This is a genomic window from Candidatus Villigracilis sp. (assembly GCF_057083605.1).
Genome location: NZ_JBXMTI010000112.1, coordinates 108,494 through 131,711, shown reverse-complemented (window position 1 = coordinate 131,711; position 23,218 = coordinate 108,494). Strand labels below are relative to the sequence as shown.

Sequence of the window (23,218 nt, the reverse complement as noted above, 5' to 3'; positions counted from 1 at the left end):
CAAGGGTAGGTATTTAGAAAAGCTCCGATATTGAGATTAGAATTTGGTTTGGACACTAAATTCAGATCGACATCGGAGCAAAAATATTTATACCATAAGCGCACTGGAAGAATGGCATCAAACGGTTGCAAAACAAATGTCGCATTTGAGTGCTCCTCAAGCAAGCGTATTGGCATTGTGGAGTTTTGGGATGGTGATCTCGCATTCCTGTGGTCTGACTTCTGTTTCAAGTAGTTTGGCAATGTTGACAGGGGCAAAAGAAAATAGTGTTCGCCAGCGAATACGAGAGTGGTATTACGCCAAAGATGATAAACGCGGAGAAGGACGATGTGAAATTGAAGTGAGTGGTAGTTTTGTGCCATTGCTTCAATGGGTTTTGTCTTGGTGGCCTATCAATGAGAAGCGTTTAGCTTTGGCAATGGATGCAACCAGTCTTGGACAAGTGCTGGTGGTTTTGGTGATTAGTGTCGTGTATCGAAGTTGTGTCATTCCGATTGCCTGGCGTGTTCTTCCAGCGATTGAAAAGGGATCCTGGAAGGAGGTTTGGTTAGATTTGTTTTCTCCTTTTCAAGAAGTAATTCCAGAAGATTGGGTAGTGATTGTCATGGCTGATCGCGGTTTATATGCCAGTTGGCTGTTTGAAGCCATTCAAAAGTGCAAATGGCACCCGTTTTTACGCATCAATGGAAGATTTTTCTTTCGTCCAAAAGATGGAAGCGAATCTAAAACTTTGAACTCAGCTTTTTATCAACCTGGCTGTATTTGGTCTGGAATAGGTATTTGTTTCAAGACTCATCCAATTGAGGCTACACTTTTAGTTCAATGGGAAGAAGGTTTTGAAGAACCTTGGCTCATCCTGACCGACTTACCTCCCGATCAGGCCTTGCCCTGCTGGTATGGACTTCGAACTTGGATTGAGTCTGGCTTCAAACACATCAAAAGTGCAGGCTGGCAATGGCAATACACTCGTATGGTTGACCCCCAAAGAGCAACTCGTTTTTGGTTGGCCATCGCCGTTGCAACTCTTTGGGTTCTGAGCGTTGGAGGAGAAGCTGATGCAAATATTCCTGCAAGTTCTTTTGAGGCGTTACCTGAAAATCACATTGCTCGCCGTCGTCCCCGAAAAACATCATTCCCTCGTTTCCTATCCTGTTTTCATCGCGGAATATTGATCATCATCACTGCTCTCATTGCTCAAAGACCATTGCCTTTGGGCAGATTTATCCCTGAACCCTGGCCTACTTGAAATACCTACCCTTGTAAGCACCCATCCTCCCCCAAATACGACGAACTTCAGTCGCATTTGGGGGAGGTGCCCCGCCGAAGGCAGGGGCGGAGGGGGTCATGGTCTCGCCTCCACAAAAAACTCCACCGCCTCAATCGCGGACCCGAGGCTGGCAACTGAAAAACTGAAATTGATACTCACTCCAGGCTGGATCGCTCCGCCTTCCCAACGCCTCACTCCAACTACTTGGCCATCTTCATCATAAGCCACTGCCGCGACCCAGACCTGGGTTGCGGCTTGCGATTCTGCGGGCAGAAATATTTGTCCGCTGAGTTGAGCAGTCTTGCCGTCCCAGTCAATTTGGGCAATCGTGTTATTCAAAGCGGCAGGCAGGTAGCGCGAGTTATTAGATTGAATAGCGCTCAACAATTGGACTTGTATCTTTACATTAGCAGACGTATCTGGAAAAAAAACATACACAGGCATGGATGAATTTGGCGGAATAATATCCAAGGGTGTGAATGCAGCTTGGCTCGCTATAGCGTTATTGTTTTCATCAAGCAATGTGATTAGCGCAGAAACATTTTCAAGCGGCTCAACCGAATTATTTTGGATCAATGCAAAACACCACAAGCCGTTATCTGCTGACGGGTGGCAAACGGTTTGGGTAATGGGAGCAGGCACGGGCGTAGGCGTTGATGCGCCTGCCAACGCGGAGGAAGGGTCTGGGATGATGAGAGTCATCCCGATGGACATGCTGTTCGGGCTCACATCTGGATTTGCCGCTCTTAGATCATCCTGCGAGATTTTGAATTTCTCGGCGATTTCGCTAAGCGTGTCACCTTCTTGAACTGTGTAAATGAATGGCGTAGCGGTTGGAAGAGGCGTCTCAACGATGACGATCACATTAGGTGTGGATGTTGGCGCGGATGTGCTGGTAAGGTAGGGTTGAAGCGCAACGTCAATGGGTTGTTCGTTGTAGGAAGCACATGCGGCAAGAAGCAACGCGCAAAGTAAGTATGATTTTTGCATGAGGTGATTATAATCAGTAGGGTGTGACTCTGGAGTGAAGCAGCAAGCTGCTTCACAATGCGGACAGCAAGCTGCCCGACTCCAGAATTAAACAAAATTCTCGGGAGGCATAATGAAATATCGTCATTTAGGCAAGACTGGAATTCAAGTAAGTGAATTGTCTTTTGGCTCATGGGTTACTTTTCATAACCAGGTGGACGCGAACCTGGCAGTGGATATGATGTCTGCGGCTTATGATGTGGGCGTGAACTTTTTCGATAATGCCGAAGTGTATGCAGGCGGCAAATCGGAAACGGTGATGGGCGAGGCGCTCAAGAAGTTAAAGTGGCGCCGCGGCAGTTATTTGGTCTCCACGAAATTCTATTGGGGTATCAATAATGGCGTGAACGAAAAGAACACGCTTAATCGCAAACGCCTCATTGAAGGCATTAATGGCTCGCTTGAACGCTTGCAAATGGATTACGTGGACTTGATCTATTGCCACCGCCCCGACTCAACGACTCCTATAGAAGAAACTGTTTGGGCAATGCATAACATCATTGAATGGGGCAAAGCCTTGTATTGGGGAACTTCAGAATGGGCAGCTTCTGAAATTGTTGAAGCAATCCAGATCGCCGAGCGCCATCATCTGCACAAGCCTGTTGTGGAACAACCTGAATACAATATGTTCAAGCGCGCTCGCATGGAAGGCGATTACATCCGCTTCTATAAGGAATATCACTATGGTTCCACGACGTGGAGTCCACTGGCTTCAGGTTTGCTTTCTGGAAAATACAAAAAGGGTATTCCTAAAGATAGCCGCGGCGCACTTAAAGGATATGAATGGCTAAAGGACAGGTTGACCGACGAACAAAGACTCGCCAAAGTTGCCGCGTTGGAACCCATTGCAAAAGAACTCGGTTGCACACTCTCACAGTTTGCGCTGGCATGGTGTTTGAAGAATCCATTCGTAAGCACGGTCATCACTGGCGCAAGCCGTGTGGAACAGGTGCGCGAGAATATGAAGGCTTCTGATGTGGTGGATAAGATCACACCAGAGATGATGGAAAAGATCGATGCGATCTTTGAAGTGAAGAAGGAAGAAGAGGACGATTAAATAAGTTGTAGGGGCACAGCGAGTCGATTGCAGATAAAATTGCATTCTGGTTTCGCTGTGCCCTTACGGTTATATTTTTGTGAAATGATTTTCTTCCACGCTCTGCCAGGTTTCATCATGCAGTTTCATGTATTTCGTCAGCAATGGATGCACGTGTGATATTTCTTCATATATTTTTTGCGCCACTCTTCGGATCGAAAAATGTGCGTTCGCCGCGGTGCGTAACTGGCAGAATGCAAAGGCTTCGCGCAAATTGAATTGTGCCAGCACGCGGCGGTTGAATCCATTGGGGACAATATATTGCGCGACATCTGGATTGAAGGCATGTAATTTCTCATACATCTTGATTGCGGCTTCCATCGCCGCTTCATATTTGGACCCAAATCCTGCTTCTGTTACGAGCAGAGGGACCGTATACCCAAGCCTCGTTGTCAATCGCTGCGGAGTCTGTGTCATCATACGGTGACGTTTGAATTCGGCAAAAGCGCCCTGATCCATGACTAGATCGAAGGTGTAATTGCAGTATTCCAGTTCGCGCAGAGGGACATCAAATTTATCCAATTTTTCGAGTAATGTGGCCGTCAGGGTCGCGCGCTCTTTTTTATTCAATGATTTGATGTAAGCGAATGCATCTGAGTAGGGCATTTCATTGAAACGATATAAAGCGGCGGCCAGGATTTTCTTTTCACCGTCTTTGTCGTATTCAATTAATTTACACCAATTCGATTGACGATTGACGATAGACGATTGACGATTTTCAATTCCCAATTCCCAGTTCCCAATTTTCGCAACTGTTTCAACAACGTATGGCACCGCATCTGCATATTTGACAAGCGTGGGTGTTTCGGCCTTGGCTACTTCCTTCACCGTTTCGCCAATTTGCCTTACTTCTGCCAGCGGATGAGAAAGCATTTTGCGGATGACCATTTCCATGATGCGGGCATTGGCTGTCATGCCGACGTTGGCATTGGCGGCGGCGGGCAGGATGAAGCGACACCTGTCCACGTACTGCGAACGGATGCGGCGGTCATAGCCTTCATCAGATTCTTTCTCGCGGCGGGGGGAAAGGCTGAGGATGAGATTCTTGACCGGGTCCAGCGATTCAGCATAAGTCGAGAAAAGGAGGCGAACGGTTTGGATAAATTCATCGTGCAGTGGATGTCCATCTAATTCTGGTGGGATCGTAAAATCATCAGGCCCCCACTTCTGGTAGCGCGTTGATTTTTCAGTATAGGAGGCGAGGCGGCTGCTTTCGATGGTTTCAATGGCAACACGCGAAACATTTTCAAAGGCAATATGCAAAACTGCATGTTCAGCCACGGAGGCGTGCCCATAACCCACGACCCATTTCTCGTGGAACTGCGCGGATTTTTCGTCACTTAATTCTGACGCGATTTCACGAAACGACTCTGGTGCGCGCGATGTTTTTGCAAAGGCAACGGCAATCGTTTCGGGGCTGAGGGCGCGCGGGGAAAGCAGGTAAATATCTCGTTCGGGCATTTTGGTTTATCCCATCGGGTGCTTCATTGGCGCACCGCCAATTAGATGCAGGTGGATGTGAAAGATCGTTTGGCCTGCATCCGGGCCCGTGTTCAGGATGAGACGATAACCACCTTCGGCCACGCCTTCCTTTGCGGCAATATTTTTTGCGGCTGTGAATAGATGACCGATCAGTTGTTCATCATCGTCGATCATCACATTGACCGAGTCAATATGCTTGTTTGGCAGGATGAGAATATGGGTGGGTGCGGCAGGGTTGATATCGCGAAAGGCAGTCACTTGTTCATCGCGGTAAACAATCGTGCTGGGAATGTCGCCTGTGATGATTTTGCAGAAGAGACAATCTGACATATGGAAGCTCCTGAAAGGTTATGGGGTTGGCATGGGGCCGTAGGTTTCACTGCATACAATTTCATAGTATTCGTGCTCGATATCTTTATTAGCCAGTGCATAAGCATTTGCCTCTTCGGCAACAGCGCGGGCCTGGTCAATTGCTGTGAATGCCTGATCTGGCGAGTAACGCGGAAGTGTCATCAATGGATCGTTGAGCCTGCCTTCAGGAATGTAGTCCGGGCGTTCAGGATCAGTCTCATCGGCGAGAGGGATCCAGTTATACATAACGGGCCCGCGGGAGTTGGAAGTGAAGCCGAGTTGATAGCCGAGCAGGCGCGCCGCTTCCACTGGGCGTTGGCCGATGCCGCCATTCGGCCAGATAAATGCAATGGGGGTCTTTCCGTATTGATAGCCAAAGGCATCCAGTGAACCTTGTAGCTCACGTGCAATGACCGATTTTGCGGATTCATCCGAGAGCTTTGTATCCGGGTTTACACCTTGCGCCTGATGATCCACCCAGCCCTCCACTTCCATTTCAACGTTTGCCTGCGATAGGGTTTCTGAAGTTTCGGAGTTGCTCTGCCAGCCGTTCACAACAGGCCAGCCCCAGTTTGCCCAGTAATCGCGGAAATACTTGTAAAAGTAATCTTCTTCCTGGTTTCCATCCTGCATGATGAGCACAGATCGCGGAGGGATGATGATATTTCTTTCTATGAAGAAAAGGAATTGTTTCATGTTAATGGCTTCAAAGCCCTGGGCTTTGAGCTGTTCCATGATTCTCATATAGTCCTTTACGTTAATACTATTGGGTTCGGTGGCTGGGCCAGATTGTATTTTCCCGAACATGATGATCATCACCACTGTGCCGGGTTCGGCATTCAAGGGATTCCATTTGTTTCTTAAATACCTGCAAGTCTCGTCCACGTAGGTGCGCGGTGTATCCAGCGGATTTAATAAAGTAGTTTGAAATGTCGCAGGCAGTGCCGGCAATGTGACACTTGCGGTTTTGGGCATTTCCGCGAGCGTTGCCTCTGTTTGTAATGGTTTTTCTTGTTGGATGGAATTCGAGGAGAATGGCTCGCAGGAAACCAGGATTATTAAGATTAGTAGGATGAGCGTGAATCGGTAAAGGATGTGTTTTATGTTGTCTGTCTGCTTGTTCATGGGTGACTACATTGTAAACGAATTTCAATCAATGAAAATGCACGATAACAATACGATTGTCATCGTGCATTTTGTATTCGTGAAGGAATTTTATGGGATCGGCCCGTAGGTGGGCGCGCAGACAATATCATAATATTCCAGCTCGGTGGCTTTATTTTGTTCTGCATATTGTGTGGCTTCATCACCGATAGCGCGGACTGAGTCAATATTATCGCGGGCATCCGGGCTCCAGTAGCGGGGCAGGGTCATCAGTGGGTTTCCTGCTGGAGTTTCGGGAACAGCATATGGATTCGAATCGTTGACTGTATCCGCTTGTGGAACCCAGTTGTACATGACAGGTCCACGCGGGTTGACCGTGAAGCCGAGTTTGTACCCCAGTTGCGGGCCGATTTCAACAGCACGGCGCGAGAACCCTCCACCGGGCCAGATGTAGGCGATTGGGGTTTTGTTCATATATTTTTGAATGGATGTGATCGCCCCGCCCATTTCGCTGTTGATAAATTCATCTGAAGAGCCTTCGCCAATGGGAGTGTTATGCAGGTAGCCATGTGATTGATAATCCACCCAGCCTTCGGCAGAGAGTGCAGCGTTTTCGGCCCACAGGTCAACGCGTTCATCCACACCGATATATGCATTGATCACCGGCCAGCCCCATTGATCATAATATGGGCGGAAGTGGTCGTTGAAATATTCGGCAAAGTGGCGGTCATCCACGATCAAAAGTACAGAGCGTGGCGGAATCTTTGCGTTGTTATACATGAAGTCAGCCATTTGCTGCATGTTGATGGCTTGAAAGCCAGCTAGAAACAGATCATCCATCAGCCTCTTATGTTGGTTGACGGTAATATCATTTCCAGTGGCTTCACCTTTGTTGACCCCATGGAACATAATGACCATTACTACTGTCCCCGGGGCGGCGTTGTTTGAGTTCCATTTGTTTTGCAGATACTGGCAGGTATCCCCCACATATGTGCGCGGAATATCGTGTGATTTCAATATGGATGTTTGATAAGCGGCTGGTAATGCTGGCGGTGTGCGCGGAATGATTGCAGTTGGAAGCGGAGTTTCTGTTGGCGCAGGAGTATCGCTGGGCATGTTGATCTGCGCGAATGCAGTTTCAAATGCAGATGTCTGTATGATGGTTGGGTCGGAGGTGGCAGGCGCGGGTTGGCAGGAGGCCAATAGCAGGGCAAGCAGGCTGAGGGTAAGTATGAAGCGTGATCCGTAAGAAATTTTCATGCGTTGAATTCTACCTGAAAAAAATAGGACGTCCGCATTTCGCAAACGTCCCACTAATCTCTAATTCATCAATCTCTGTCTCACTCGTCCGACTTGCCCGAAATATAGTCTTCCACTTTTTGGTGGGCGATCTCATCCTTGAATTGTTTGGGAGGTGTCTTGAAAAAATAAGATGACGGGCCAACGATGGGGCCTGCAAGTTCGCGGTCAAGCGCGATCTTGGCGCAGCGCACGGCATCGATCATGACCCCCGCCGAATTGGGGCTGTCCCATACTTCAAGCTTGAGTTCCAGATTCAAAGGCACATTGCCAAAGGTCGTGCCCTCCATGCGGATGTAACACCACTTGCGGTCCGTCAGCCAGGGGACATGGTCGCTGGGGCCAACGTGGACGTTATCCTTGCCCATATCGTATGGAACCATACTGGTGACGGCATTGGTCTTGGAAATCTTTTTGCTTTCGAGACGTTCGCGTTCAAGCATGTTCAGGAAGTCAGTATTGCCGCCGAAGTTGAGTTGATAAGTGCGGTCGATCTTGACGCCTCGATCTACGAACAAGCTAGTGAGGACACGATGAACAATCGTCGCCCCGACCTGACTTTTGATGTCGTCTCCAAGAATGGGCAGGCCAGCGTCTGCAAAGCGTTTGCCCCAATACTCAGAGGATGCAATGAAAACGGGAATGCCGTTGACAAATGCGCAGCCCGCTTCGAGTATCTGTTCCACATACCATTTGGTTGCCATCTCTGAACCGACTGGCAGAAAGTTGATGACTACATCGGTCTTGGTATCGCGCAACAGCTTGACGATATTGGCGGTGGAACCCGGCGCTTTTGTTATGATCTCACTCAGATATTTGCCAAGCCCGTCATGGGTCATACCGCGCACAACGGGCACGTTGAGGTTGGGCACATCCGCAAATTTATAGGTATTATTGGGTTCGGCGAAGATGGCTTCGGAGAGATCCTTGCCGACCTTGGTGGCGTTCACGTCGATGGCGATGGTGAACTCAATATCGCGCACATGATAATCACCGAGTTGGGTGTGCATAATTCCAGGGATGGTTTCATCCTTTTTTGCATTCTTGTAGAATTGAACGCCCTGCACGAGAGATGAAGCGCAATTCCCCACGCCAATGATGGCGACACGTACTTTTTTACCTGCCATAAACTATTCTCCTTGATGTTTGATTGCAATTTCCTTGTATCTTTATTAGCTCCAAATTCAGATATACCCGTGAAGTATAATCTTACTGTGGCAATTATCGCTGGTCCAATAAATAAGAAAACATATCATTGGAATTGCGAGTAAATACAAAACCGTAGTTTAGTAAATTATGCGATACTGTGAAATATGACCGTCGATCAAGCAAAAATTCTTTCCCGTCTATTTGAAATAACTCGTGGTCTCAGTGCAATGGAAAACCTTGAGACTTATCTGCAATCCATTCTCTCCGCCGCAACAGAATTAACCGAGAGCGATAGCGCATCCCTGCTTGAATATGATGAAGCCTCGCAGGAATTTTCTTTTAAATTCGTCCCGTGGTTCCATCGGGCTGCGATCACGTCTGCCAAAGTCCCATTAAATGGCAGTGCCGCGGGCTGGGTCTTTCTTAATATGAAGCCACTCGCAATCGATGATGTGACAAACGATGATCGTCATTACAAAAAAATAGATGATATTGCGGGCTTTACCACTCGTTCGATCCTGGCTGTGCCGCTGGTATTGCATGGCAGACCCGTTGGTGCATTTGAAGTTTTTAATAAAAAGGAAAATTATGGCGAACAGGATATCCTCATTCTTGAGACCCTGGCATCGCTCGCCTCGACCGCCCTGCAAAATGATTTCCTTGAGAAAAAAGGACAATCTTCACAGGATGAAGCCCGCGACCTTGACCGATTGAAGAATGAATTTATTGCCATCACTTCCCATGAACTTCGCACACCGCTTGGCTTGATCCTGGGTCACGCTACGTTCTTAAAGGAATTGATCGGCAGTGAACATCAGGAGCAGGTGGATACCATCATCCGCAATGCCTCACGCTTGAAGGAAATTATTGAGAGCCTGACCCGTGTCGATAATTATGAAACAGGTGGCTCACTCGTGCGTTCGAATAGGGTTTCTGTCGCGCGGATCATCGACGATGTCTCTGCCTCATTCCGTGACATGGCGAAAAAGAAACGCATTGCCCTCAAGACCGAGATCGAACACGGGCATGATCTATGGGTCAATATCGATGGTGGGAAAATAGCAATTGTATTAAGCAATCTGTTAAAGAACGCGCTTACCTTTACGAATGAAAGCGGGCAGGTCACCATTCACGGCAGGCAGCAGCCCGAATATGTGGAAGTATCTGTGCAGGATAACGGCTTGGGTATCCCTTCCACAGATTTGCCGCGCATCTTTGACCGTTTCTATCAAGTCGAATCCCATCTTACCCGTAGGCATGGCGGCATGGGGCTTGGGCTTTCCGTTGCAAAGGTGATGATCGAAATGCACGGTGGCCGCATCTGGGCGGAAAGCACCGAAGGCCTCGGAAGTAAATTCACTTTTCTTTTGCCTGTCAATAAAAGCAGCGAACCCGAATCTTCTCAGCCATTTGTTGAATGAGATTTTGATCAATACATGATCGATCCCGTCAAATTGGTTGACGGGATTTTTATTTTTTTGATACACTCACGCCCATTCTCATGTCATTGCGAGGAGGGCTTTAGCCCGACGAAGCAATCTCCTCTTGAACTGGACAGTCCCCATGCAAAGCCTCAACCCTCAATTTGATCTCATTCGTCAATCTGCCACTGTTGCAATGGCAGATCGTATCCTTGCCCTCAAAGCCAACGGACACAACATCATCGGTTTGCAAGTCGGTGACCCAGATTTTGCGACTCCGCCCGCTGTTATAGATGTGGCACTCAAGGCTATGCAAAATGGTCTGACCCATTACGGCCCCTCTCGTGGCTACCTTGACCTGAGAACTGCTGTTGCAAAAAAGCTGACTCGCAACGAAGGTGTTGCCTATGACCCCGCTACCGAAATCCTGATCACACATGGCGGAATCCACGCCTATTATCTTGCCATGCAATCCATCCTCACCCCGGGCGATGACGTTTTGATTCCCGATCCATCCTGGGCGACTCATTCCAATATGGCTATCATGCTGCGCGGAAATGTGATCCGCATCCCTGCCCCCGCCGACAATGGATTCATCCCTCATTTTGATTCATGGCTGCAAGCGTTGACTCCCAAAACCCGTGTCATCGTGTTGAACTATCCATCCAACCCAACGGGCGCATATCCTACACGCGAATATTTGCAGAAACTTCAAGACTTTGCCGCGAAACACAATCTATGGATCGTCAGCGACGAAGTTTATGGAAGCCTATATTATGAAGAGAGACCAACATCCGCAGCGGTAATTGAAGGCGCGAAGGAAAGAACTATCCTTGTAAACAGCCTGTCCAAATCCTATGCCATGACAGGCTGGCGGGTTGGCTTCCTAGCTGCACCCGTACAGATCATTGAAAATGCGTTGAAAGCGGGACAAAACTCGATCACATGCGTGGCTCCCTTCATTCAAAAAGCCGCCGCCTTCGCGTTGACCGACCCCGCAATCCAGGAAGTCACTGCGAACATGCGCGCCGCATATGCTCGTCGCCGCGAGTCGGTCTTGCGCCTGTCACACGAATTGGAAAGCGACAAAGTAAAAGTGATTCCACCGCAAGGCGCGTTTTATTTCTTTCTTGATCTTCGCTCTTTGAAAATGTCATCTGTGGAAATGTGCGAGCGGATCCTGGATGAAGCAGGCGTAGGGCTTGTCCCTGGTTCGGCCTTTGGCGAGCAAGGCGATGGTTTTATCCGCATGACGATTGCAGCCTCAGACGAAGATGTGGAAGCAGGCTTTCGGAAGATCGTGGAGTGGGCGGAAAGACAATAGTCAAAAGTCGAAGGTCGAACGACTTCTGACTATTGACGTTCGAGCAGAATGAGGAGCTGAAATGAAAGTCGCATTCCAAGGTGAACCTGGCGCGTACAGTGAGCAAGCTGTTTTCGATTATTTTGGGCAAGTTGAAACTCTTCCTTGCAAATCTTTCGATGCGGTGTTTGATGCTGTCGTATCAAATCAATGTGATGCGGCTTTAATACCCATTGAGAATTCATTGGCTGGAAGCATTCACCAGAACTACGATCTGCTTCTTCATCATAACTTGCATATTGTGGGGGAATACTTTCTACGTGTTCAGCATTGTTTGATTGCGATGCCTGGAGTTAAGAAGGAAGATATCAAAAAAGCGATCAGTCATCCGCAGGCGTTAGGACAATGTGCGGGGTATTTGCGCAAACAAGGAATCAAAGCGGAGCAAGCCTACGATACGGCGGGCAGTGTAAAGATGTTGAAAGAATCAGGTGCGCGTGATGTGGCTGCAATCGCATCGCGCCGTGCCGCTGAGTTATATGAAATGCAAATTCTGGAAGAGGGGATCGAAGATAACGCAGAAAACTATACGCGTTTTCTCGCTATCGGACGAGAATCAACTGTCCCGAAGGAAGAAGCGAAGACATCCATCGTGTTCACATTGAAAAATCAGCCAGGTGCATTGTTCAAGGCGTTAAGCGTCTTTGCATTGCGTGATATTGATCTTACAAAAATTGAATCATGTCCATTGCAGGGGAGCCCATGGGAGTATTTGTTTTATATCGATTTCATTGGCGCAGAGCATGATGATGCTGTAAAACGCGCGCTCGATCATTTGGGGGAATATGCAATGATGCTACGGGTGCTGGGTTCTTATCCTAGATTTAAATAATAAGATGCTGTAGGGGGTATCATAAAACTGATAATTCAACCCTTTTTTATCTTGACAAAAAAGAATATGTGTTCTAAAATCCAATGTAATAAGTAACCGAACAGTTACACATAGGTGAACATGAGAAGAGACGTTTTTCAAGCAATTGCAGACCCAAACCGCCGCGCGATTTTAGCGTTACTGGCACAACAGAGGCTCACGCTGAACGGTGTTGCTGAAAATTTTCGTATCAGCCGCCCTGCCGTTTCACGCCATATCAGGATATTGAAGGAATGCGGACTCGTGGTCATCATTCCGCAGGGGCGTGAGCGATATTGCGAAGCGCGTTTCGACAAACTGAACGAGGTCTCTGATTGGGTCGAGCATTATCGTCAATTATGGGAACAACGGTTTGACCGTTTGGATGAAGTTTTATCAACTATGAAAAAGGAGAAAAGACATGCCATCAAAAAATAAAACAACCATCAAAGCCGAGCCAGGTAAACAAGATCTTTTTATCACACGCGAATTCGATGCGCCGCGTGAACTTGTATTCAAAGCGCACGTAGACCCAAAACTTTATGTGCAATGGCTTGGGCCGCGTGGATACGAAATGATCCTTGAAACATTTGAACCTGTTAGCGGTGGCAGGTATCGTTATATCCACAAGGATAAGGATGGAAATGAATTTGGTTTTCATGGTGTGTTCCATGAAATGTCTGAGGATCTGATGATCCAAACCTTTGAATTTGAAGGACTCCCCGAACGCGGACACGTCACCCTCGACGTGATGAGACTCGAATCTCTGCCCGGCGATAGGACCAAGATCACGATTCAATCCGTCTTTCAATCTGTTTCTGATCGAGACGGCATGGTCCAATCTGGAATGGAAAAAGGCGTTAATGAAGGCTATGAACGCCTCGATGAGATTCTTGCGAAAATATAGTAAAGGAGAATAACATGGGAAAAGTTACTTTCAATATGACCATGTCGCTGGATGGCTTTGTGGCTGGCCCGAATGATGGCCCTGAAAATGGTCTGGGCGATGGCGGCGACGGACTCTTCAACTGGTATTTTAATGGTGATACTGAGGTCTTGATGTCTGAAGGAGTGCCGCCACTCAAAGTTTCAAAGCAGAGTGCCGAGCTTCTCAAAGAGGCCATTAGCCACTATGGAGCAGGCGTGTGGGGACGCAGAACCTTCGACATTGCACATGCCTGGGGCGGTCATCCACCTGGCTCACCCGCTTTCATTGTCACACACAACCCACCGCAGGAATGGGTCAAGGAAGGCTCACCGTTCATCTTTGTCACTGATGGAGTAGAAAGCGCGATCCGTCAGGCGAAGAAGGCTGCGGGAAATAAGGATGTCGTCATCTGTACGCCCAGCATCTTGCAGCAGGCTCTCAAGGCCGGGCTCGTGGACGAAATCCACGTTGATGTCGCACCGATCCTGATCGGTGATGGTGTAAGTTTATTTGACCGTCTACGTACCGGCCCGATTAATCTGGAATGTATACAAAACCTACAGACTCCGCACGTGACGCATCTCGGATTTCGAGTTGTGAAATAAATAAAAGGAGAAATAAAATGAAAAAGATCATCCCGTTTTTATGGTTCGATACGCAGGCAGAGGAGGCGATGAACTTCTACGTTGACACGTTCAACGGCTCGCCGTACAAAAAAGAAGGGTCAAAGATCGTTAGCATCACTCGTTACGAAAAAGGCATGGATGCGCCCGGTGCAGACGCGTTGGAGGGCAAGGTCATCACCGGTATTTTCGAGCTGGCAGGTCAACGCTTCATGGCACTCGACGGTGGCCCGATCTTCAACTTCACTGAGGCAACTTCCTTCTACGTCGAATGTGAAGATCAGAAAGAGGTGGATTACTTCTGGAATAAACTGTCCGCCGTTCCCGAATCTGAGCAATGCGGTTGGTGCAAGGATAAATTCGGTTTATCGTGGCAGATCATCCCAAGGCAGATGGGCGAGTTGATGAGCGACCCGGATCCTGTCAAGTCAAAACGAGTTATCAACGCCATGCTCAAGATGCACAAGATCATCATTGCAGATTTGCAGCAGGCATATAATCAGGAGTAAAAAAACTTGGACAGGAGCGGCCCGTCATCACAAAGCATTTCGCAATTATTGACGGGTCGCCCTGATTTCATAATGTGATTGGATGCAAAACAAGCAGAAGGTTGTATATGACAGAAACTTATTATCTTGCATTATTACGCGGTATCAATGTTGGCGGGAATAATATTATCAAAATGACGGATTTGAAAACATGTTTTGAAAGTATGGGATTTTCCGATGTCTTAACCTACATCCAAAGCGGCAATGTACTTTTCAAATCCGCTGAAAAGGATAAAACCCAACTGACGAAGAAAATCGAGACAGTACTTTCTAAACTATTTGAATACGAGTCGCGCCTGGTGGTCATCACATACAAGCAACTTAAACGAGCGGCGGAGGAAGCGCCGCGCGGATTTGGCAAAGACCCCGACAAATTCAGATACGATGTTATTTTCTTGAAAGAGCCATTGACCGCGAAAGAAGCGATGAAAAGCGTGAGCACAAAAGAAGGCGTCGATAACGCTTATACAGGAAAAGACGTGCTTTACTTTTCCCGCCTCATCAGCAAAGCTACTCAAAGCCGCCTGACTCGAATCATCTCGCTTCCTGTTTATCAAAATATGACCATACGCAACTGGAACACGACGACGAAACTGCTATCGTTGATGGAAAAAGGGTAACCCGATGAACGCAAAGCAATTTATGGAAAGGCTCAGAGCGCTTAGTTCAAAACAAGCGGCAAAAGCTCATGCCCATCTTGCATCAGATAAGTCAGATGCAATTATCGGCGTGAAGATGGGGCAAATTTTTGCGCTCGCCAAAGAATTCATGGACATGCCTTTGAATGAAGTTGAAAAATTACTCGATAACCCAATCCATGAAGTACGAGTTGGCGCAGTCAGCATTATGGATTTTCAAGCTCGCAGCAAGAAAACATCGGACGAAAGAAGAAAAGAATTGTTCGATCTTTATATCAAACGGCACGATAGAATCAATACTTGGGATTTAGTAGACCGCAGTGCAATTTATGTCGTCGGTAGTTATCTATTTGATAAACCGCGTAGGGTTTTATATAAACTGGCACGTTCTAAAATGATGGCAGAAAGACGAACTGCGATTGTTTCCACACTATATTTCATTGGAAAAGGCGATGTAGACGATGCATTCGAACTTGCGGAAATTTTACTCAAAGACGATCAGGACCTAATCCATAAAGCAACCGGATGGGCGCTGCGATATGCCGGGGATAAAGATCGCCAGAGACTGTTAAGCTTTTTAGATAAACATGCCGCCACTATGCCGCGCACTGCTTTGCGCTATGCAATCGAACACTTTGATAAAAAACAGCGTGAGCATTATTTGAGCATGAAGAAAGCACTCCAGTAAATGATCAATGCTAAAAATTAGTGATAGTAGATTAGCCCAATCTAAAGTAATCATAAGAAAATTATCAGAATTGTTGACCTTCCAAAAATTCATGTGCATAATTGAAAGAACCTAAAGAATAAGGTCTCTGGATGCTCAAAGAGGGTGAGAAGGAAAGTCCTGAAAACTCATATGACGTGGTGATGACTCGCATAAAGTAGTTCGTTTTTCTATATTTACAAAATAGAATATTTGTTCTAAAATAGGTAAAATTTTATTGGTGAAGAGGAAAGCCTATGAAAGAAAGCAACAAAGACATTGCCATCTCTTTTCTCAAGTTGGCCTCCAGTGGGAATATTCGTGAGGCTTATTCAAAGTTCGTTGGTGAAGGGTTCAGGCATCACAACCCATTTTTCGAGGGATCGGCGCAGTCTCTTATGGCGGGCATGGAGGAGAATGCGCGCCAAAACCCAAACAAGGTTTTTGAGGTGAAACGTGTGCTTGCCGAGAGTGATCTCGTGGTTGCCCATTCCCATGTGCAGCAGAAACCCGGCGACCTCGGCGCGGCTGTTGTTCACATCTTCCGCTTTGAGAATGACCGCATCGTAGAACTTTGGGACCTTGGGCAACCGCTGCTAGAGAAATCACCAAACCAATATGGAATGTTTTAGAAGAAACCCCTAATTAAATTTGGAGAAATATCATGACGATCAAGAATCAGCTAACATCGAGAAAGACCAAACCCACTACCCTTTCAATTCCCAAACTCCGTACCAGCTTCAAGGGCCAGGTGATCATGCCAGGCGACGCTGAGTATGACAAGGCACGCACAGTTTTTTATGGCGGCGTTGATCGTCATCCGGCGGCGATCATCAAAGTGAAGAATGCTGCCGAAGTGGCACAGGTGATTGCATTGGCGCGCGAGCATGGACTCGAACTCGCTGTTCGCAGTGGTGGCCATAGCGGTGCTGGTCACAGCATCACCGAAGGCGGCATCGTGTTGGATCTTTCCAAAATGAAGGATCTGCAAATTGATCTTGAGTCGCGAACTGCATGGGCTGAAACAGGTCTGACTGCCGGCGAATTCACAACCGCTACAGCTGCTCACGGACTCGCCGTTGGTTTCGGTGACACCGGTACGGTTGGGCTTGGCGGTATTACATTGGGCGGCGGTGTTGGCTACCTTGTCCGCAAGCATGGGCTGACGATTGATAGTTTATTAGCCGCCGAAATTGTGACGGCAGATGGTCAAATTTTAAATGTAGATGAAAAGAATCATTCAGATTTATTTTGGGCGATTCGCGGCGGCGGCGGCAATTTCGGGGTTGCAACACGTTTCCAATTTCAATTGCATGAAGTGGATAAAGTGTACGGCGGAATGTTATTTCTGCCAGCCACAGCAGACGTGATCGCTTCCTTCATCGCCGAGGCTGAATCTGCCTCCGAGGAGCTTTCGACCATTGCGAACGTCATGCCCGCGCCGCCGATGCCGTTTTTGGCGGAGGAGCATCACGGCAAATTGATCATCCTCGCAATGATGGTCTACGCCGGCGATGTGGCGAACGGCGAACGAGCCTTTGCGCCATTCCGTGCATTAGCAACGCCTCTCGCCGATATGTTACGCCCCATGAGCTACACGGAAATGTATCCGCCGGAAGAAAGCGGAGATTATCATCCTGTTGCGGCAGGTCGTACGATGTTCATCGACTACGTTGATCGTGCTGTTGCCGAGACGATCCTTGAGCATCTAAAATCTTCAACGGCGATGATGTCTGTGACGCAGTTGCGTGTTTTGGGCGGGGCTATGGCGCGCATCCCCGAAGATGGGACAGCCTTTGCGCATCGCAAATCAAAGATCATGGTGAACCTTGCCGGGCTGTATGGAAACCCTGATGAAAAAGCTACTCATGAAGCCTGGGTGACTGAATTTGCAAAGACAATTCAACAAAGCGATAAAGGAGCATATGTGAACTTCCTTGCGGATGTGGACGAGGCGCAAGTCCGCACTGCGTATCCAGATGCCACGTGGGAACGGCTGCGCAAGATCAAGGCGCAATATGACCCGACGAACCTGTTTCACATGAATCAAAACATCAAACCTTAGAGGAATCATGCCCCAGGAATATATTGAAATACGCAACGCGCGCGAAAACAATCTCAAAAATGTGTCATTGCGCATCCCCAAGCGTAAGATCACCATCTTTACCGGGGTGTCAGGTTCGGGCAAATCGTCCATTGTGTTCGATACGATCGCCACCGAATCACAGCGCCTGCTCAACGAAAACTTCAGCATGTTCGTGCGGAACTTTCTGCCGAAGTATTCCCAGCCTGAGGCAGATTCCATCGAGAACCTGAGCATGTCCATCGTGGTTGATCAGAAGCGGATGGGCGGCGGTTCACACTCGACCGTTGGGACGATCACCGACATCAACACGATCCTGCGCATGATGTTTTCGCGCATCGGACAGCCCCACGTGGGACCTACCAACGTATTCGGTTTCAACGACCCTCAAGGGATGTGCCCGAACTGCAACGGACTCGGTCGCAAACTGGACGTGGACATGGATAAGTTCCTGGACAAATCAAAATCCTTGAATGAAGGCGCGATCCTATTTCATGAATATGCTGTAGATAGCTGGTACTGGAGTAATTTAATTAATACGGGTTTGTTCGACCCCGACAAGAAAATATCCAAATATTCTCAGAAAGAACTGCACGACTTGTTATACAGCGAACCGATCAAGGTCAAGACCAAGGTGGGTGCGAAAGACTTCAACATGACCTACGAAGGTATCATCAATCGCTTTACCAACAAGTACATCAAGCAAGATCTAAAAACCAAATCTGAACGAACCCAGAAGTCGATTGAACCCTACATGACGATGGGCCCGTGTTCCGAATGCAATGGCACGCGGTTGAATAAAACCATCTTGAAATGCAAGATCAACGGGTACAACATTGCCGACCTGACGAGCATGGAGATCCCTGAATTGATCGAAGCCGTGAAAAAGATCAAAGTGCCCGCCGCCGAGCCAATCGTCAAAGCGCTTCTCGAACGGTTACAGAACCTCGTGGATATTGGCTTGGAATACCTCAGCCTTAGTCGTGAGACGGACACTTTATCAGGCGGAGAGTCGCAACGCGTAAAAGTCGTTAAACACCTCGGCAGCAGCCTGAGCGATGTAATCTATATCTTCGATGAGCCGAGCGTGGGTTTACATCCACGTGACGTACATCGCATGAACGAGTTGTTGCAGAAACTGCGCGACAAGGGCAACACGGTCATCGTCGTGGAACATGACCCCGATGTGATCAAAGTGGCAGACCATATCGTGGATGTGGGTCCGCATGCAGGTCCGCAGGGAGGCGAGATCGTCTACGAAGGTAGTTATACAAATTTGCTCAAGGCGAACACGATCACGGGCAAACACATGCAGCAATCCATCCCGATAAAAGATTCATTTCGCACGCCGACGGGCAAGTTGCCGATCAAGAATGCCAAGGTCAACAACCTGCAAAACGTCAGCGTGAATATTCCAACAGGCGTGTTGACTGTGGTCACTGGCGTGGCGGGCTCTGGCAAGAGTTCGCTTATCAATGAGGTCTTCCAACACCAACATCCCGATGCGATCGTGATCGATCAATCTGCGGTGGGAGTCAACAGTCGTTCCAATCCCGCCACGTACACAGGCATTCTGGACGATGTCCGCAAAGCGTTTGCTTCGGCGAACAAAGTGCAGGCTTCGCTGTTCAGTTTCAACTCGAAGGGTGCGTGCGAAAACTGTCAGGGATTGGGCGTGGTCTTCACCGAGTTATCATTTTTCGATAGTGTGAAATCACCTTGTGAGGTCTGCGGCGGCAAACGCTTCAAAGACGAAGTGCTGGCGTACAAACTTAACGGCAAATCCATCAGCGATGTGCTGGCGATGAACGTGGAACAGGCGCTCGAATATTTCGAGCTCAAGGAAGTCCTGCGAAAACTGCAAGCCATGAGCGATGTGGGCCTGGACTATCTGAGTCTGGGGCAACCGCTGAGCACATTATCTGGCGGCGAATGTCAACGCATCAAACTCGCCAGTGAACTGCACAAGCAGGGGAGCATCTACATCATGGATGAGCCGACCACTGGCTTGCACATGTCGGATATCGGTCACCTCATGCAAGTCATCAACCGCCTCGTGGACACGGGCAACACGGTCGTTGTCATCGAACATAATTTGCACGTCATCAAGAACGCCGACTGGATCATTGACATGGGTCCCGAAGGCGGCAGTAAGGGCGGGAAAATTATGTTTGAGGGTACGCCAAAGCAGCTCCTGACTGCCAAGCATTCCATCACGAGTGAATACCTGCGTACTTAATGGACTCAATACCAACCCGTAAGTTGGAGACTCGATGAGAAAAGTAATTTCAAAGGATGATACATGAAAACTTTTTATCAAATTCTCGGCAATACCCTGCTTGCCAACGTCACCAATATGACCGTCTGGTTTGCGTTGATATTTTTTATATTTCTTGAAACACATTCGGTGACGGCAACTTCCATCGTTTCGGGGACATATCTGGTAGCTGTTGCAATTTCAGGCATCTGGTTTGGGAGCCTAGTCGACCATAACAAGAAAAAGAACATCATGATCCTTTCAGGCTTTGTCTCGTTGATCATTTACTCGATCGGATTTGTGGTCTACTTGACCGCCCCAGCCGAGACCTGGAAGAATCCCACCAACCCTACACTTTGGATTTTCGTGCCGCTTCTTCTGCTCGGAGTAATCATGGGCAACATCCGCGGCATCGCACTCCCAACACTGGTCACTATCCTCATCCCGGAAGATTCGCGGGATAAAGCGAATGGCCTGGTTGGCACGACCACAGGCGTCATCTTCCTCATTACTTCCGCCATCAGCGGATTCCTCGTCGGTCATTCGGGTATGTATCTGGTATTGATCCTCGCCATGGTGGTGATGGCCCTTTCGATTGCACACCTCTCGGCCATGAAAATTCCAGAGAATGAAATCGTTCATCTGGATGGAAAACCTGCCAAAGTGGATTTACGCGGTACATTCGCAGTTGTCCTCGCCATCCCCGGTATGATCGCGCTGATCTTCTTCACCACCTTCAACAACTTTTTAGGCGGCGTTTTTATGGGTTTGATGGATGCCTATGGATTGTCGCTGGTTTCGGTTCAGGTATGGGGCGTGCTTTGGGCGATCCTCAGCTGCGGATTTATCGTCGGCGGACTCTTTATTGCGAAATGGGGTCTCGGTAAAAATCCCTTATTCGCGATGTTTGCCGCCAATATTTGCATCTGGGTCATCTCCAGTGTATTTACGATCCAGCCGTCTATTGTGCTTCTTTGCGTCGGCATGTTCATTTATATCAGCGTGGTTCCGTTCATTGAAGCGGCGGAGCATACCATCGTTCAAAAAGTCGTTCCGCTGGAAAGGCAGGGACGGGTCTTCGGATTCGCTCAAAGTGTGGAGATGTCCGCTTCGCCTCTGACGACCTTTATGATTGGTCCTATTACCGAGCTTTTCTTCATCCCGTTCATGACCACCGGAGCAGGAGTCGACTTGATCGGCGGCTGGTTTGGCACCGGAGCAGACCGCGGTATTGCTCTCGTATTCACATTGACAGGCATCATTGGGCTCATTATTACCTTGATTGCGATGAATACAAAATACTATCGCTTGCTCTCGAATCGTTATATGTCAGAAGCAAGTAGTAGCGTGCTGGAAATGGAACCGTCCTGAAAAGGAGCGATCATGAAAGGTAAAAATCAGGAGACCAGTCCGTTTCCCAAAATTAGTGCCCCGGCCATGCGAGCATTGGAAACGGCTGGCTATTCTCACCTCAAGCAGTTGACCAAAGTTACCGAAGCAGAACTGGGTCAATTACATGGTATGGGCCCGAATGCACTTGGAAAACTTCGCGAGGCACTCAAAGAAAAGGGATTATCGTTTAAAGCGGAGGCGGCAAATGACGTGCCTAAAAAGAAGAAGGCTTCGCCTGTGAGCCGCACTGATAAGGTGGATGAATTCCTCGAGAATCTCAGTCACCCGCTCAAGGCGGAGGTTGAAGCGATGCGGAGCATTATCAAAGGTGTGGACAAAAACATCGTCGAAGAGATCAAGTGGAACGCACCATCTTTCAGCTACAAGAGGGAATACCTGGTTACCTTTAACCTGTGGGAAAAGAATCGCATTCATCTTGTGTTTCATAACCCCATGATATCGAAAGTAAAGAGCAAATTATTGGAAAGGGATTACGACCACAGAAGGATGGCTTATTTTTCAAACATGAAAGATATAAAAGCCAAAAAGGCAACTCTGGAAAAAGCGTTGAAGGATTTGATCAGGTTGCAGAAAAAATAAAAGGAGAAGTCATGAAAAAAATGGATGCAAAAGATGATATGGCAGCCTCTGAGCGCATCGATAAATACATTAAAGAACTCACCGACTGGCGCGGCAAATTGCTCACTCGCTTGCGCAAACTAATTCTGGATGCCGCTCCTGAACTCGCCGAGGAATGGAAATGGGATACCCCAGTCTGGTCTTACAAAGGGAATGTCGTTGCTGGCGGCGTCTTCAAGGATCATGTGAAGCTCAACTTTTTCAAAGGTGCTTCATTGAATGACCCAAAAGGACTCTTCAATGCGGGCCTGGATGCAAAGGCCACGCGTGCCATTGATTTTAGTGAGAATGACAAGATTGATGAAGCTGCCTTGAAGGAACTGGTTCGCAACGCCGCTGCCCTGAATATGTCTGGTGGAAAAAAGAAGTAATCAACTACAGGAGAATTAAAATGAGAAAACTAGTTGTTTCTGAATTTGTTACGCTGGATGGTGTCATGCAAGCGCCGGGCGGTGTGGATGAAGACATGGATGGTGGATTCAAGCATGGCGGTTGGACAGGGCCTTACTGGCATGACGACATTGGCGCGAACTTCATGCAGGAGGTAAGCCATTGCGATACCTTTCTGTTGGGACGCAAAACATGGCAGACCCATGGCGAGGCATTTGAACCGATGCCCGCAGGCGACCCATTTGGCGACATCATGAACAACATGCGCAAGGTTGTGGTCTCGACCACACTGAAATCAGCAAAAGCGTGGCGAAACTCTACCCTCATCAGCCAGAACGTAGTAGACGAAGTACGCAAGCTGAAGGAACAGCCTGGTAAAGATATTTATGTGGATGGCAGCAGTGTGTTGGTGCATACGTTGGCACAGAATAATCTGGTGGATGAATACCATCTGCTTGTTTTTCCACTCTTGCTTGGCAGTGGAAAGAAGGTTTTTCCTGATGGTTTTCACCAGGGATTAAAACTCGTTGAGACAAAAACATTTCCTTCAGGAGTTGTTTTGATGCGCTATCAGCCTGATAGAAAATAACCATCAATCGTTTA

The 23,218-nt window shown here is 48.0% G+C and carries 24 protein-coding genes; 18 read left to right on the top strand and 6 right to left on the bottom strand.

Annotated elements, in window-relative coordinates:
- Nucleotides 1-43 precede the first annotated feature (43 nt).
- A complete protein-coding gene (locus AC14M5_RS16530; protein WP_484030793.1) occupies nucleotides 44-1,246 on the top strand; it encodes a transposase in 1,203 nt (400 codons plus the stop codon).
- Between the two features lie 96 nt (nucleotides 1,247-1,342).
- On the opposite strand, the gene AC14M5_RS16525 is transcribed toward AC14M5_RS16530, so the two are convergent.
- Entirely contained in the window at nucleotides 1,343-2,257 is a 915-nt protein-coding gene (locus AC14M5_RS16525; RefSeq protein WP_484030792.1) for a LysM peptidoglycan-binding domain-containing protein, read from the bottom strand.
- Nucleotides 2,258-2,369: 112 nt separating this feature from the next.
- On the opposite strand from AC14M5_RS16525, the gene AC14M5_RS16520 reads away from it, so the two are divergent.
- Entirely contained in the window at nucleotides 2,370-3,353 is a 984-nt protein-coding gene (locus AC14M5_RS16520) for a potassium channel beta subunit family protein (protein ID WP_484030791.1), read from the top strand.
- A gap of 69 nt (nucleotides 3,354-3,422) precedes the next feature.
- Here the strand turns inward: AC14M5_RS16520 and AC14M5_RS16515 are convergent, their stop codons facing one another.
- The 5 genes from AC14M5_RS16515 to AC14M5_RS16495 all read right to left on the bottom strand — a co-directional run bounded on the left by AC14M5_RS16515 (nucleotide 3,423) and on the right by AC14M5_RS16495 (nucleotide 8,755).
- Nucleotides 3,423-4,853: an FAD-dependent thymidylate synthase gene (locus tag AC14M5_RS16515; protein WP_484030790.1), complete on the bottom strand. Its 1,431-nt coding sequence runs from the start codon at nucleotides 4,851-4,853 to the stop codon at nucleotides 3,423-3,425.
- Nucleotides 4,854-4,859: 6 nt separating this feature from the next.
- Nucleotides 4,860-5,204 (bottom strand): histidine triad nucleotide-binding protein, encoded by a 345-nt coding sequence (locus AC14M5_RS16510; RefSeq protein WP_484030789.1) that lies wholly within the window; start codon nucleotides 5,202-5,204, stop codon nucleotides 4,860-4,862.
- 18 nt (nucleotides 5,205-5,222) lie between these two features.
- Nucleotides 5,223-6,350 (bottom strand): polysaccharide deacetylase family protein, encoded by a 1,128-nt coding sequence (locus AC14M5_RS16505; protein ID WP_484030788.1) that lies wholly within the window; start codon nucleotides 6,348-6,350, stop codon nucleotides 5,223-5,225.
- Nucleotides 6,351-6,440: 90 nt separating this feature from the next.
- Nucleotides 6,441-7,589 carry a polysaccharide deacetylase family protein gene (locus AC14M5_RS16500; RefSeq protein WP_484030787.1) on the bottom strand — a complete coding sequence of 383 codons (1,149 nt, stop codon included), beginning with the start codon at nucleotides 7,587-7,589 and terminating at the stop codon, nucleotides 6,441-6,443.
- An 80-nt stretch (nucleotides 7,590-7,669) separates the two neighbouring features.
- Entirely contained in the window at nucleotides 7,670-8,755 is a 1,086-nt protein-coding gene (locus AC14M5_RS16495; RefSeq protein WP_484030786.1) for an inositol-3-phosphate synthase, read from the bottom strand.
- 186 nt (nucleotides 8,756-8,941) lie between these two features.
- Here AC14M5_RS16495 and AC14M5_RS16490 point away from each other — a divergent pair, with 186 nt between their 5' ends.
- The 16 genes from AC14M5_RS16490 (at nucleotide 8,942) to AC14M5_RS16415 (ending at nucleotide 23,204) form a co-directional block, all read left to right on the top strand.
- Nucleotides 8,942-10,198 carry a GAF domain-containing sensor histidine kinase gene (locus AC14M5_RS16490; RefSeq protein ID WP_484030785.1) on the top strand — a complete coding sequence of 419 codons (1,257 nt, stop codon included), beginning with the start codon at nucleotides 8,942-8,944 and terminating at the stop codon, nucleotides 10,196-10,198.
- A 142-nt stretch (nucleotides 10,199-10,340) separates the two neighbouring features.
- Nucleotides 10,341-11,522: a pyridoxal phosphate-dependent aminotransferase gene (locus tag AC14M5_RS16485; RefSeq protein ID WP_484030784.1), complete on the top strand. Its 1,182-nt coding sequence runs from the start codon at nucleotides 10,341-10,343 to the stop codon at nucleotides 11,520-11,522.
- Between the two features lie 61 nt (nucleotides 11,523-11,583).
- A complete protein-coding gene (gene pheA / locus AC14M5_RS16480; RefSeq protein WP_484030783.1) occupies nucleotides 11,584-12,393 on the top strand; it encodes a prephenate dehydratase in 810 nt (269 codons plus the stop codon).
- 120 nt (nucleotides 12,394-12,513) lie between these two features.
- On the top strand, nucleotides 12,514-12,849 hold the full coding sequence (locus AC14M5_RS16475; protein ID WP_484030782.1) for an ArsR/SmtB family transcription factor: 336 nt from the start codon (nucleotides 12,514-12,516) through the stop codon (nucleotides 12,847-12,849).
- Nucleotides 12,833-13,318 (top strand): SRPBCC family protein, encoded by a 486-nt coding sequence (locus AC14M5_RS16470; protein ID WP_484030781.1) that lies wholly within the window; start codon nucleotides 12,833-12,835, stop codon nucleotides 13,316-13,318. The genes AC14M5_RS16475 and AC14M5_RS16470 overlap by 17 nt, the downstream gene beginning before the upstream one ends.
- 14 nt (nucleotides 13,319-13,332) lie before the next feature.
- Nucleotides 13,333-13,944: a dihydrofolate reductase family protein gene (locus AC14M5_RS16465; RefSeq protein ID WP_484030780.1), complete on the top strand. Its 612-nt coding sequence runs from the start codon at nucleotides 13,333-13,335 to the stop codon at nucleotides 13,942-13,944.
- A 17-nt stretch (nucleotides 13,945-13,961) separates the two neighbouring features.
- On the top strand, nucleotides 13,962-14,471 hold the full coding sequence (locus AC14M5_RS16460) for a VOC family protein (protein ID WP_484030779.1): 510 nt from the start codon (nucleotides 13,962-13,964) through the stop codon (nucleotides 14,469-14,471).
- Nucleotides 14,472-14,578: 107 nt separating this feature from the next.
- Complete coding sequence (locus AC14M5_RS16455; protein ID WP_484030778.1) at nucleotides 14,579-15,130, top strand: DUF1697 domain-containing protein; 552 nt, start codon at nucleotides 14,579-14,581, stop codon at nucleotides 15,128-15,130.
- A gap of 4 nt (nucleotides 15,131-15,134) precedes the next feature.
- Entirely contained in the window at nucleotides 15,135-15,836 is a 702-nt protein-coding gene (locus AC14M5_RS16450) for a DNA alkylation repair protein (RefSeq protein WP_484030777.1), read from the top strand.
- Between the two features lie 275 nt (nucleotides 15,837-16,111).
- Complete coding sequence (locus tag AC14M5_RS16445) at nucleotides 16,112-16,486, top strand: nuclear transport factor 2 family protein (protein ID WP_484030776.1); 375 nt, start codon at nucleotides 16,112-16,114, stop codon at nucleotides 16,484-16,486.
- Nucleotides 16,487-16,518: 32 nt separating this feature from the next.
- Nucleotides 16,519-17,919: an FAD-binding oxidoreductase gene (locus AC14M5_RS16440; RefSeq protein WP_484030775.1), complete on the top strand. Its 1,401-nt coding sequence runs from the start codon at nucleotides 16,519-16,521 to the stop codon at nucleotides 17,917-17,919.
- A 7-nt stretch (nucleotides 17,920-17,926) separates the two neighbouring features.
- Nucleotides 17,927-20,176: an ATP-binding cassette domain-containing protein gene (locus AC14M5_RS16435; protein WP_484030774.1), complete on the top strand. Its 2,250-nt coding sequence runs from the start codon at nucleotides 17,927-17,929 to the stop codon at nucleotides 20,174-20,176.
- Between the two features lie 63 nt (nucleotides 20,177-20,239).
- Nucleotides 20,240-21,565, top strand: a complete 1,326-nt coding sequence (locus AC14M5_RS16430) for an MFS transporter (protein ID WP_484030773.1) — start codon at nucleotides 20,240-20,242, stop codon at nucleotides 21,563-21,565.
- Nucleotides 21,566-21,577: 12 nt separating this feature from the next.
- Nucleotides 21,578-22,186 (top strand): DUF1801 domain-containing protein, encoded by a 609-nt coding sequence (locus tag AC14M5_RS16425; RefSeq protein ID WP_484030772.1) that lies wholly within the window; start codon nucleotides 21,578-21,580, stop codon nucleotides 22,184-22,186.
- An 11-nt stretch (nucleotides 22,187-22,197) separates the two neighbouring features.
- A complete protein-coding gene (locus AC14M5_RS16420) occupies nucleotides 22,198-22,596 on the top strand; it encodes a DUF1801 domain-containing protein (protein WP_484030771.1) in 399 nt (132 codons plus the stop codon).
- Nucleotides 22,597-22,616: 20 nt separating this feature from the next.
- A complete protein-coding gene (locus tag AC14M5_RS16415; RefSeq protein WP_484030770.1) occupies nucleotides 22,617-23,204 on the top strand; it encodes a dihydrofolate reductase family protein in 588 nt (195 codons plus the stop codon).
- Nucleotides 23,205-23,218: the final 14 nt, after the last annotated feature.